This is a genomic window from Sporofaciens sp. SGI.106 (assembly GCF_050314255.1).
GTDB lineage: Bacteria > Bacillota > Clostridia > Lachnospirales > Lachnospiraceae > Claveliimonas.
On record NZ_JBNPMZ010000005.1, the window covers coordinates 65,554 to 79,206 of the forward strand.

General features: G+C 43.5%; 8 protein-coding genes. 4 read left to right on the forward strand and 4 right to left on the reverse strand.

Annotated features, from left to right (window positions below; translation table 11 throughout):
• Positions 1–79: 79 nt before the first annotated feature.
• From topA to ACQRCC_RS05605, 4 genes are all read right to left on the reverse strand, one after another.
• Positions 80–2,152, reverse strand: coding sequence for a type I DNA topoisomerase (gene topA / locus ACQRCC_RS05590; protein WP_427849825.1), 2,073 nt, complete (start codon positions 2,150–2,152; stop codon positions 80–82).
• Between the two features lie 31 nt (positions 2,153–2,183).
• The gene (dprA, locus tag ACQRCC_RS05595; protein ID WP_427849826.1) at positions 2,184–3,284 is read right to left on the reverse strand and encodes a DNA-processing protein DprA; all 1,101 of its coding nucleotides are present in this window, start codon (positions 3,282–3,284) and stop codon (positions 2,184–2,186) included.
• A gap of 13 nt (positions 3,285–3,297) precedes the next feature.
• Positions 3,298–4,860, reverse strand: coding sequence for a YifB family Mg chelatase-like AAA ATPase (locus ACQRCC_RS05600; protein ID WP_427849827.1), 1,563 nt, complete (start codon positions 4,858–4,860; stop codon positions 3,298–3,300).
• A gap of 130 nt (positions 4,861–4,990) precedes the next feature.
• Positions 4,991–9,283 (reverse strand): hybrid sensor histidine kinase/response regulator, encoded by a 4,293-nt coding sequence (locus ACQRCC_RS05605; RefSeq protein WP_427849828.1) that lies wholly within the window; start codon positions 9,281–9,283, stop codon positions 4,991–4,993.
• Positions 9,284–9,450: 167 nt separating this feature from the next.
• On the opposite strand from ACQRCC_RS05605, the gene sigK reads away from it, so the two are divergent.
• From sigK to ACQRCC_RS05625, 4 genes are all read left to right on the forward strand, one after another.
• Entirely contained in the window at positions 9,451–10,068 is a 618-nt protein-coding gene (gene sigK / locus ACQRCC_RS05610; protein ID WP_427849829.1) for an RNA polymerase sporulation sigma factor SigK, read from the forward strand.
• Between the two features lie 102 nt (positions 10,069–10,170).
• Complete coding sequence (locus tag ACQRCC_RS05615) at positions 10,171–11,460, forward strand: sensor histidine kinase (protein WP_427849830.1); 1,290 nt, start codon at positions 10,171–10,173, stop codon at positions 11,458–11,460.
• Positions 11,457–12,305, forward strand: coding sequence for a response regulator (locus ACQRCC_RS05620; RefSeq protein ID WP_427849831.1), 849 nt, complete (start codon positions 11,457–11,459; stop codon positions 12,303–12,305). Before ACQRCC_RS05615 ends, ACQRCC_RS05620 begins: the two co-directional genes overlap by 4 nt.
• Positions 12,306–12,501: 196 nt before the next feature.
• Positions 12,502–13,542 (forward strand): PTS sugar transporter subunit IIC, encoded by a 1,041-nt coding sequence (locus ACQRCC_RS05625; RefSeq protein WP_427849926.1) that lies wholly within the window; start codon positions 12,502–12,504, stop codon positions 13,540–13,542.
• Positions 13,543–13,653 lie beyond the last annotated feature (111 nt).

A 13,653-nucleotide genomic window follows, 5' to 3' on the forward strand; every position in this document is an offset into this window, starting at 1 on the left:
TTTGAGTGTTATATTATCATACAATTCATGCAATTTCAACAAATCACCGTGTTTTTTTATTGATTATTTCATAAAATTTCTAATTATTTTTATTATTTTCAATATATCCACATTTCTGATCGCCGCAAACCAGTTTATTTCCCTTTTCCACCATATAAGATCCGCACTTCGGGCACTTTTTCTCTGAAGGTTTCTGCCAGGACATAAAGTCACAGTTCGGGTTATCTTCACAACCGTAATACTTTCTTCCCTTCTTCGTCTTACGAAGAACTATCTCTTTACCGCATTTCGGACATGCAACTCCGATTTTTTCCAGATATGGCTTGGTGTTTCTGCATTCCGGGAATCCCGGACAGGCAAGAAATCTTCCGTGCGGACCGTATTTGATGACCATGTTGCGGCCACATTCTTCACAGATAACATCGGTTACCTCGTCCTCGATCTTCACACTCTCCTGTTCTTCTTCCGCTTTTTTTACCGCTTCTTCCAGATCCGGATAGAAATTCTCAATAACAGATTTCCACTCAACCTTTCCTTCCGCCACTTTGTCAAGAAGTCCTTCCATGTTTGCTGTAAAGTTCACATCCACAATTGCCGGGAAAGACTGTTTCATAATGTTATTTACCACTTCACCGATTTCTGTCAGATAGAGATTCTTATTCTCTTTTGCAACATATCTCCGGGCGATAATTGTTGAAATTGTCGGAGCGTAGGTACTCGGACGACCGATTCCCAGCTCCTCCATGGTCTTAACCAATGCCGCTTCCGTATAATGAGCCGGCGGCTGTGTAAAATGCTGCTTCTGTTCAAAATGATTGCAGGACAGCCTTGAATCCCGATCCAGACTCTTCACCAGCACATTGCTGTCAACTTTTTCCTCGTCCGCTTCCGTATATACAGAGCGGAATCCTTCAAATACAATCTTGGATGCTGCCACAGTAAAACGGTATTTTCCTGCGTCTATCTTTACAGATGTAGTCTCGTATTTCGCCGGTTTCATTCTGCTTGCCACAAATCGTTTCCAGATAAGCTGGTAAAGACGAAACTGATCTCTGGTGAGGGAATCCTTCATAAGTGCCGGTGTTCTGGTCACATCTGTTGGGCGAATCGCCTCATGAGCATCCTGGATCTTCTTTCCATCTTCCTTCTTAGATTCACCGGAAACCACAAAATTCTCTCCGAAATTTTCTCTGATATATGCTTTAACGTTCGCATCAGCCTCTTCGGATACACGGGTAGAATCCGTACGCAAATAAGAGATCAGACCTACTGTTCCATTACCTTTTATATCAATTCCTTCATATAGCTGCTGTGCAATTCTCATCGTCTTCTGTGTAGCAAAGTTCAATACTTTAGAAGCTTCCTGCTGCAGGGTACTGGTAGTAAAAGGCACCGGTGCCTTTTTCAGTCTCTCTCCTCTTTTAATATCCGCAACCTGATAAGATGCTCCCTCCAGATCCTTCAGAATCTCCTGCAATTGCTGTTCAGAATGAATGACGATTTTCTCTTTCTCTGTTCCATAAAATTTTGCCACAAGCGGCTTTTTCTCACCTTCGATATTCAGATATGCATCCAGAGTCCAGTATTCCTCCGGAATAAAAGCATTGATTTCCTCTTCCCGGTCAGCAATGATTCTCAGAGCGACTGACTGAACACGTCCGGCACTCAGACCTCTCTTCACCTTCGTCCAGAGAAGCGGGCTGATCTCATATCCCACAATTCTGTCCAGAGCCCGGCGCGCCTGCTGGGCATCGACCAGATCCATATCTATCTCACGCGCATTTTTTATAGAAGCCTTTACAGCATTTTTCGTAATCTCATTGAAGCTGATACGATAAGTCTTCTTCTCGTCTAATTTCAAAGCCTTTTCCAAATGCCAGGAAATAGCTTCTCCCTCACGGTCTGGGTCGGTAGCGAGATATACTTTATCTGCCTTTTTTACTTCCTTTCTCAGATTTGCGAGAATCTCACCTTTTCCGCGAATGGTAATATACTTTGGTTCAAAGTCATGTTCAACATCTATTCCAAGCTGACTCTTCGGCAGGTCACGCACATGGCCGTTAGATGCTGTTACCGTATAATTACTTCCCAGAAATTTCTTTATTGTTTTAACTTTTGCGGGAGACTCTACAATTACAAGATAATGCGCCATTGTCTATATTCCTCCATTCAAAATGCCATTCCTATACTTTGGCTTTGATATAGTAATTTCTCGAAACCTCTTTCACTAACCCTTTCATAATAAGTGAAACAAGCTGCTGCATCGCAACCTCCGGGGAAAGCCCCGTTTCTGACAGCAGACAACTTAAGCTCTTCGGAAACAAATCGAGCTTACTATACAACAATTTTTCTGTACTTTCAAGCACTTTTTCATTTTCAACTGTGTTTGCCAGAATATTTACATCTCTGCTTTCATATTCCATTTTCAGATCTTCCAGCAGTTCCTCCGGAGAAATAAGTATGCCTGCCCCCTGTTTGATCAGCCAGTTGCAACCTTTACTGAGCGGACTTGTGACCGGGCCCGGAAGAGCATATACATCCTTTCCCTGCTCTAACGCCATATCGGCAGTAATCAGAGAACCACTGCGCTCTCTTGCCTCCATAACAAGCACAACATCAGACAATCCACTGATGATGCGATTCCTGGCAGGAAAGAATTCCCGGAGCGGGGGCATTCCTGTCGGCTGTTCAGACAAAACTCCTCCCTTTGTCTGCAGATCTGTATAGAGACCCCTGTGATCTGCCGGATAGCAGATGTCAACACCGCATCCCAATACAGCATATGACACTCCCCCCGCATTTAATGCACCTCTTTGTCCTGCTCCGTCAATTCCCTTCGCCATCCCGCTGATAATCTGAATTCCTGCCCTGGAAAGCTCTTCTCCGAAAAATCGTGCCATTTCCTCCCCATAAGCCGTACACTGTCTTGCTCCCACAATCGCAACAGACATAACATCTTCTTCTGGCAAATTTCCTTTTACATACAGTGCATAGGGCGGTGATGATATTTTTTTCAGCCGTTCGGGATACCGTACATCAAAGTACGGGACAAAACAGATTTCTTTTTCCTGAAATCCCCTGTATTCTTCTATCCATTCTTTATCTCTGACTGCATCAAGCAAAATTTTACAATCCTTTTTTGTCAAAAAGGAAAACTGTTCCAACTTTATTTCTTCTATATTAAATATTGCTTCAGCATCCCCCATCTCTTTCCTGAGCAGATACTTCTTCCTGGCCGAAAGAGAACGAATCCCTGCAAACCACCATTCATACATCTCCTTCATTCACAACTCTCCTTTATTCATTTCCTCCCCAGTATTTTTTATCCACCACACGATACCCAATTGCTTCCTGGAGATGGCTGAGAGCGATTCTCTCCTCGCCTGCCAGATCTGCTATAGTACGTGCCACCTTCAAAATCTTATGATAAGTTCTCGCAGTCAATCCCAGGCAGTCAAATGCCTTCTGTATCATCTTCTCTTCCTGAATTCCAAGAGCACAATATTTTCTCACTTCCTCCGCGCTCATTCCCGCATTAAAATAATGAGTTCTCCCACTAAACCTTTTTTTCTGAATCTCCCGGGCCTTCTGTATCCTTCTGCGGATTTCTCCGGATGTCTCTCCCTTTTCTGCCTTCAGAGAATCAAAGAGAATTCCCGGAACTTCAATACAGATATCCATTCTGCTTAAAAAGGGCTGGCTGACCTTTCCCAGATACTGCTGTATCTGATGACTCGTACAGCTGCATCGGGCATAATCAGGATAATATCCACAGGGGCAGGGATTCATCGCCGCAACCAGCATGATATCAGCCGGGAAACAATAAGCTCCCTGATTTCTGACAATCCGTACTTCCCGGTCTTCCAGCGGCTGACGCAGCACCTCCAGAACAGCTTTCTGAAACTCTGCCAACTCGTCCAAAAACAATACACCCTTACTTGCCAGACTGATTTCTCCCGGTCTCGGGTATGTTCCTCCCCCGATCAGGGCACTTTTTGTAACCGTATGGTGCACCTCACGAAATGGGCGGCAGGTCATCAGTGGATTCTCAGGATCCAGCATTCCCATCACACTGTATACTTTCGTAATCTCAATGCTTTCCTCCAGAGTCAGTTCCGGAAGGATTGTAGGAATTCTCCGGGCAATCATAGATTTTCCGCTTCCCGGCGGTCCGATCAGCAGAAAATTGTGCCGCCCCGCAACTGCAATCTCCGCTGCACGTTTTGCAGCCTCCTGCCCCAGAATATCACTAAAATCTACATCTTCACCTCTATTGCTGCTGCGGATTTTCTTCAGTGCTTTCACCTGAAACTTTGCACTTTTACCGTTATTCCATTCACTTTCTCCATCATGATTCAAAAAATCACACACCTGTTTCAATGAATCTGCACACAGAATCTCCACACCATCTACAAGTAATGCTTCTCTTTCGTTTTCCGCCGGGACAATACAACGTCTGTACCCGGCCTTCTTTGCCTCTGCCACAATAGGCAGAATTCCATGAACACTTCTGACCTGACCATTCAGTCCCAGTTCTCCTATCACAAGTGTTTCTGCAAGAGTGTCTCCCCTGATTTCTCCCAGAGACACCAGAATCGCAAGTGCAATGGGAAGATCAAAGGAACCTCCTCTTTTTCGGATATTTGCCGGTGATAGATTAATCACCATCCTCTTGGCCGGAAGGATCATCCCACAATTACGGATAGCGGTTCGTACCCGTTCTCCCGCTTCTTTCACTTCTGCCGAAAGATATCCAACCATATGGAAGACAGGAAGCCCATTGCTGAGATCTGCTTCCACCTGAATGAATTTCACTTCCAGTCCCTGGATAACAGCAGACACAATTCTGCTGTAACTCATAGTCATCCTCCTCTCTATTTAGTTTACATTTTTCATTATTATATTTTAATTACGTAAACTTGTCAAGCGTTAAAAATAGCTGTCCCCGTTTTACCGGGAACAGCCATAAAAAGCGGACAGAGAACCGTCCCTATTTTAGCCATTTGTCCAGTGTTTTTGCAAGCTTCCTGAAATCAAGTGGTTTTGCAATATGCTCATTCATTCCAACCGTTTTCGCCGCCATAACATCCTCGGCAAATGCATTTGCCGTCATGGCAACAATTGGTATCTGATTACAGTAATCCCGCTTCATAGCCCGAATTGCCCTTGTAGCGTCATACCCGTTCATCTTTGGCATCTGGATATCCATAAAGACAATATCATAATATCCGTCCTCACTCTCGAATACCATATCTACCGCCTCTGTACCATCAGTAGCACGTTCTACAGCCATGCCTGTCGTTTCCAAAATCTCTGCAGCGATCTCTGCATTCAGATCGTTATCCTCTACAAGAAGGGCACGACAACCGGAAAGATCCATCCTCTCTAATTCAACGAGCGGATCTTCCTGTTCTTTTCCTTCTGTATCCCCCACAAGAGTATTGAAAGTCTTTTCAAGTCTGGAACGGAATAAAGGCTTGCTGATAAAGGCATTCGCACCTGCTGCTCTGGCCTCCTGTTCGATATCCGACCAGTCATAGGCAGAAATGATAATAATAGGTACTTCTTTCCCAACAGTCCTGCGTATCGCTCTTGTACATGCGATTCCATCCATGTCAGGCATCTTCCAGTCAATGATGCAGGCAAAATAATCCCGGTTCTGTTCATGATGAAGCACAACACGTTCCACAGCCTCTGTACCCGAAGAAACACCTTCCGCATTCATTCCCAGATCATTCAACATACCGCAGCAGGACTCAAGGCTTAACGGATCATCATCCGCCACAAGCACATCCAGGTCAATGAACTTATCATACTCTAATTTCACCTTATCCTGAAGCTTCAGATACATCGTAACAGTAAAACGTGAACCGACACCATGTTTACTCTCCACCTTGATATCCCCACCCATCATACGTACGATGTTTCGACTGATGGGCATACCAAGTCCGGTTCCCTGAATCTGATTCACCCGGCCGTCCGCCGCTCTGGCAAACGGTTCAAATACCTGATCCAGGAATTCTTCACTCATACCAATCCCATTATCTTCAAAGATAAATTCATAACATCCAACCTTTGCCTGATTCGAAGGTCTTTCAGATATGGAGAGCTGTATTTTTCCTCCATCCGGTGTAAATTTCACTGCATTTCCCATCAGATTTGTAAACACTTTCTGTATACGAAGACTGTCACCTATTACCGCTTCATGGGTCACACCGGAAATATTTACACAAAGCTCATGATGATGCTCCTCTATCTGCGAATTCGTCATTGTAAGCAGATTATCAATTAAATCCGAAAGATTAAATTCCTCTTCGACAAGCTCTACCTTTCCGGATTCAATTTTACTCATATCCAGAACTTCATTAATCAGGCTGAGCAGATGCTTGCTTGCCTGAGTAATTTTCTGCAGACTGTCCTGCACACGTTCTTTATCGTCAATATGAGCCGCAGCAATGGCTGTCATTCCAATAATACCATTCATCGGAGTACGGATATCATGAGACATATTGGAAAGGAAGTCTGTCTTGGCCTTGTTTGCTGCTTCTGCCACATCATACGCTGCCTGGAGCGCCATTTCCTGCTGACGTTCCTTCTTAATCAGATCATCAACATTTCTGGTTCCGACCACAGCAACAAATCCGCCATCTTTTTCCCTGACAAAGGAAACCCTTGCCTGAAGATACATGATTCCATCATCTGTTAGCTTTTCATAAGTCAGAGAATAATCCTTTCCATCCCCCCGGATATGTTCAAGAGACAGTTTATCCAAAAATTCATCACGGCTTTTCTCTGAAATCAACTCTTCTGAATAACTGCGAATCCCCTTTGACCAGCAATAATTATGTTTGCGGAAATGTTCTGAAATCGCACGGCCATCTTCATCCTCTGCACGGTAAGTGGTAACCCTGTCCGTTTCAGGGTCAACAAGAAGTACCGAATAGTATTCCGAGCCCAGACCTTCAATAATTTCACTCTGTTCTTCGATCTCTTTTGCCTGTTTCAAACGGCGCTGCATTTCATCATTGACATCACGTATTCCCAGAATAAATGTAATTTCCCCGTTTTCGTCCACAGTTTTCACAACATCCATCTCGAAATATGCACTCACACCATTCATATTTCTTCTGAATATCAATTTATACAGACCAACCTCCGGAACCTCTTTCAAAAGAACATCCAGGCCGGTTGCCTCTCTGATCCGTTCCCGGTCTTCCGGAACAATATAAGTATCAATGTATTTAGAAATAATTGCCTCATAATCGCCACTTTCCATCAACTGTCGGAGCTGACCGGAATCCATGGCTATTCCATCCGTCCTGTAAAGAGACATTTTCCCGGTCTTTACGTCTATTTTAAACAGGCTGTGATATTCCTTACTCAGGGCTTCCGAGATCACCATCTCTTCCTGAAGAGTTGCATTGAGCTTCTCTACCGCAACAAGTGCCTCCTCTACTTTTCGCTGTTGTGCAAGCTCCTGCTTTTTCTCCTCATCCACATTTTTAAACGCAATAACGAACTCATTTCTTTCGCGTTTCGGCTTTACAAGCTGACACTGATAATATTGCATCAGCCCATTACGGAATATCCGGTAATTAAAGTAATAAGTCATTTTATTTGACAAAAACATATTCAAACCAGTAACTGAACGCAGCATATCAAAAAGATGTCTGTCCTCTTCCAGCACATCATTTTCAATATAAGAAGCAATATTCTTCTCATAATTGCCTGCTGCAAATTTCTGACCGTAACGCTCACTCATGGCCTGTCCCATACGATAGCAGACCGCTTCTCCGGTATCTGCATTGACCGCATAGACATTTTCGTACGGTATAGCAAGAGCCTGTATCAGGTTATCCTGGGATTCCATTGCCTCTCTTTCAGCAGTAATCTGGCGAAGACCACAGATAACCCTGATATTGTTACCGGCTTCGTTTTTCTCAACCGGGATAAGACTACACCTGGTCCAGCCGCCATCCCTGGCAGGAAATTCCTGAATAAGGAGAGACTTCTCCCCCAGACGCTCATCGATTGTGTCAAAATCTGTAAAATAGCGCAGAATCGACCTGTACTCTCCGGCAGCCAGTGTGTCCGCCATTTGTTTTAATGCAACCCTGGCATCCCCCTTTTCCCCATAAAGGTGGTGTATACCATCAATAGAAATGAGTTCCTGAAAGGTATTTTTTTCAAGATCAATATAATACAAAGCATAGAAAATACTGCTTAACGAACCAATAATAGATGTATGCTGCTTCTCGACAGCAAGAAGCTCGGTAAGTTCCTCATTGGTCTCCTGCAATTTTCTCTGTGCCTGCAGTTCCTTAACTTTCGAGTCATGAATAGACTGTGTGGCAAAAATAACGTGAGCCAGCCTGCCATCCGAATCCCGGTCACCTTCAATGAAAGAACACTGTCCCCAGCTTCCTCCGTTTGGAGTATCCGCGGAAGAAAAAATAGTGCTGCAGTACTGCTTTGATATAATCCGGGTTTGCTTTAACCGTTCATCCAAAGTAGACAATTCTACGAAAGCGAGTAATTCTTCTGTAAATTCATGGGTTACCATGTGGCGGCAGAAATAATTCAGCCTTTCCTGTGCATCACCGGATGCTCCTATATGTGAATGCACATCTGTCATAGATGAAAGCTCCGTAAAATGGTTGGTCGAAAGATCAATATAATATACCGATTCATAAATCTCACTTAAGGATTGAATGATCTTCATCCGGTTCATTAATTCTTTTCCGGTCTTTTCAAGTCTTTTATTCACCATACGTCTGGTGGATATCTCGCTGTAACAGGTAGAGGCGACTACTGACAGCAGCAAAAGATCTTCCGTATGGCGTCGCGGATTATCCACCCCCAGGAATCCCACAACTTCTTCATTTGCCACTATAGGAGCCGCCATCAGACTCTCGATCCCCTGCGGTTCCAGAATCTGATAGGTCTTTGATTCGGGACCATAATCATCCGCCAGTGAGGTAATAAAGAACTCACCCTTCTCTTCGAATTCCTGAAACCAGCATTCTACCCCTGCCAGCGGAATATCCTGAAGGTTATGAATCTCCGCAGAAACTCCGTCACGGCACCACTCGAACGTATTACTGGTATGTGTACGTTCCGCATTCAGTTCAAAGATATAAGAACGATCCGCATCATAATACTCCCCGATATCTTCCAGGATACTTTGAAGCGTCTGATCGTCCTTCGGTTTGTCCAGGTAATCGCGCAGAAAATGCTTAATCGCCCACTCCTGATTTATATTTTTCTGTACTAGCTCATTCATTCCCAACCTCCAAAAAACTGCTGCATCACCAAAACTGATATAGTATAATTTTACCAAAAAAACACCCTCTTGTCCATGATATTACATGCGTTCCGGGCAGTATGGAAAAGCACAATTTTTCTTCTATTTTCATAAAATATAATTAACAACATCATGAGGTGCTTCGCTTGAACTCCTTTCCCCAACCTCTCACTACCGCGGAAGAACAGTACTATCTCCAGAAATATACGGAAGGCGACCTTGAAGCAAAGCACATTCTGATTGAACGGAATCTGCGTCTTGTTGCTCATATTATAAAGAAATATCAGACAACAGAAGAGGATGCCGAAGATTTTCTCTCCATCGGTACGATCGGACTGATCAAAGCTGTAGTAACCTTCGACCCTGAAAAAAGCGTCCGTCTCGGTACCTACGCCGCCAGGTGTATCGAAAATGAAATCCTTATGTATTTTCGCTCCCGCAAAAAAACTTCCAAAGAGGTTTCCCTCTATGAACCCATCGGAACAGACCGGGAAGGAAACGAAATACAGCTTTTTGATATTATCGAGACAGACACAGATGATGCCCATCAAAATGCTGTTTTAAAACAGGATGTGCGCCTGCTTTATTCTAAAGTTGAATCTGCCCTTTCTCCCAGAGAACGCCTGGTTCTGAAAATGCGCTACGGTTTATATAATGAAGAAGAATATACCCAGCGCGAAATTGCAAAACGGCTTGGTATTTCCCGTTCCTATGTATCAAGAATCGAAAAAAGTGCTATTGAAAAATTGCGGGCATTTTTCTAAAAAGCCCGCTTTTCTATTTGAAATCATAAAAATTTGTGATACCATTATCCTAAACTTGTTTGTCATGTTTGAGAGAATGTTTATTAAATGGGGAATTGCATTATGAATAAAATAAAATCTTTACAGAAGTTCAGATATTATCAAACTTTATTTCTGAGTCTTATGATTATTTTTGCTGCGCAGATCAACCTGAATCTGTTTATCGACAATTTCAAAATATCCGTTGCTATTATCTGTCTTCCTGCTTTTTTATTTTTACTTGATGATTTTGCCCTTCTTCCCGTCACACTGATTTCGGCTTTGGGCGTATTTCTTTCACGCATCCTCCTTTACTGGGTACAGCATGGTTATCTCAGTCAGGCTGCCCTTTCAAGCTTCCCTGAGATGATATTTTACCTTGTATATGGAATGCTATTATACATATATACCCGCAGGAAACAAAACTCTGCTTTTACTGTCAGTTATCTGTTTCCGCTGTTTTTTATGGACTATCTTTCCAATTTGAGCGAGTTGCTGCTCCGCATCCACATGCAGGCTTTCGAGCCACGCACACAATTCAGTATTCTTCTGGTAGCTCTGGCAAGAACTTTACTTTTATGGATGATACTCACCATCTTCGACCGGTATCGCCTTACTCTGATGAACAGGGAGCACGCCGAACGATATCAGCGGCTTATGGTGTTGATTTCCAGGTTAAATGGAGAGGTCATCTGGATGCAGAAAAACACCTCCCTGATTGAATCTACCATGAATACTTCTTACCAGCTTTATCAGCGGCTTACGGAAATGTCGGAAGATTCCACCCTCTCCCGCGACGCACTGACAGTTGCCAGAGACATTCATGAAATCAAAAAAGAATATCTTCTGATTATGAGAGGATTATCCGAAGCACTGCAGACAGAATCCAGCGAAGAAGGAATGCTGATCTCTGACATTTGTTCCATTCTTCAAAGTGCACTTCTGACAGAGGCAAGAGAACTGGACAAGGAACCTGAAATACTCATAAAATGTAACAGCAGCCTGTATACGGCCAAACCTTATCTCCTGCTGTCTGTTTTTCATAATCTTTTTGCAAACGCACTGGAAGCATCAAAAAAACCCAATCCATCCATCCAGCTTACGCAGACGGAAGATGATAAGGATTATATCTTTTCCATCACGGACGACGGTCCCGGCATCCAGCCGGATTTTCAAAGTCAGGTGTTTGAACCCGGCTTCTCTACAAAGATTAATTTTGATACCGGAACGATTAACCGGGGACTGGGACTTAATATTGTAAAGGATATTGTAGAACAGGAACTGAACGGGGAAATTTCTCTTTCCTCCGTTCCCGGAAAGACTACTTTCCTGATTCATATACCAAAAGACAAACTGGAGGTCAGACTGCCATGAAAATATTTCTGCTTGACGACGATAAAACGATTACCAATATTTTAAAAATCATCATACAGACCCGCGGACTGGGGGAAATCTGCGGTACCTGTAATCACGCCCCTGAGGCACTGGAGGATATCCGCTACATCAATCCTGATATTATAATTGCAGATCTTCTCATGCCGGAAATGGATGGTATTACATTTGTAAAAAGGGCAAAGACGCTCCTGCCTCAGACCGCTTTTATCATGCTTTCGCAGGTGTCTTCCAAAGACATGATTGCCTCTGCTTATGAAGCAGGTATAGAATTCTACATTCAAAAGCCGATCAACAGTATTGAGGTAGAAACTGTAATCAAAAATGTGTGCCAGAGTCTGTCCATGCAGCGTACCATGCAAAAAATGCAGTCTATTTTCCAGGACAGTATGACAAACAGCAGTCAGAGTTCTTCTGCCTCCCCGACCGAAACTGACTACCTGCCCCGCCTGCAGCGTATCCTTCAGCAGCTTGGAATCGTAGGTGACACCGGATGTAAAGACATTATTATGATCATTGATTATCTGATAAAAAGCGGACAGGCGCTGGAAGACATTACGCTCAACGAACTTTGCAGTCATTTTACTGATGCTCCCAAATCTATGGAACAGCGTATCCGCCGGGCTGCAAACACCGGCATGGTGAACCTGGCTCATCTGGGACTGGAGGACTACGGTAATGAGATATTTACAGAGTATTCCAACTCACTTTACAACTTTGAGCAGGTTCGAAAAGAAATGGATTTTATCCGGGGAAAATCCGACAAACACGGTAATGTGAAAATAAAAAATTTCATAAATGCCCTTTTAGTCACCTGCAAACACTGATGTTAGGCTTAATATATAAAACACTCCATTTTGTCTTTGGTAAATTTGCACAAAATATGAGTGCTTTTCTATTTTTTAATGTTCATCATGATACTTTCTGAAACTTTTTGAAACCTTTATTCTATATTGATTTCATCAATAAACGAACGGACTAATAAATTCAATCAATAACAAATTACGAGGTGAAAGATTTATGATGACAATTATTTCAGGAATTGGGTTGTTACTGTTAACTCTGGCGGGATTTTCTCTCTTTAGTCTGAAAATGCCCAAAGGTCAGCTTGCCATGTCCGGTATGGCTAATGCTGCGATTGCTACTTTTCTGGTAGAAGCAGTACATAAGTACATTACCGGTGATCTGCTGGGCTTTTCTTTCTTCAAGACTCTGGGTGAAACTTCCGGAAGCCTAGGAGGAGTAGCTGCAGCTATCACAGTTCCCATTGCGATGGGTGCCAATCCGGTATTTGCCGTAGTTGCCGGCGTCGCAGTCGGCGGATATGGTATTCTTCCAGGTTTCATTGCCGGATACATAATCGGTCTCATTGCACCAATTATCGAAAAGAAACTTCCTGAGGGATTAAACATTATCGTTGGATCTCTTCTGATTGCACCGATTGCAAGAGCAATTGTTATTTTAGTGAACCCTGTGGTAAATGCAACACTGGCTCAGATTGGCGGTACGATTTCCGCTGCTGCAGAACAGTCACCAATCCTGATGGGATTCCTGTTAGGTGGTATTATCAAGATGATCTGTACTTCACCTCTGAGTTCCATGGCTCTTACTGCTATGCTGGGTCTGGATGGTCTGGCTATGGGAATTGCTGCCATTGCATGTGTAGGAGGTTCCTTCACAAACGGACTGATTTTTGCCCGTCTGAAACTTGGTGACAAGAGTAATGTCATCGCTGTTATGCTGGAGCCTCTGACTCAGGCTGACATCATCACTGCGCATCCAATCCCGATTTACTGCTCCAACTTCTTTGGCGGCGGTTTTGCCGGAATTTCGGCAGCGGCATTCCATATCATTAACAATGCACCGGGAACCGCATCACCGATACCTGGTCTTCTGGCACCATTTGCATTTAATCCGCCGCTCCATGTTTTGGGAGCTCTTGCCTTTGCAATATTAGGCGGATGTGTGGCTGGTCTGGTTGGATCCATGATCTTCCAGAAAAAAATAAAATCCATTTCTCTTCCGAAAGCAGAACCTGTTCCGGAACTGGAAATGGAATCATAAGGCAATCATACTATGAAATTTAATTTCTCTTCTCCTTTAGTGGAGTGCGCCAATCGGCGCACAAAAAGCCGCTGCGCCCAATCTTTTTTCGATTGAAGCGCACGGCTTTTT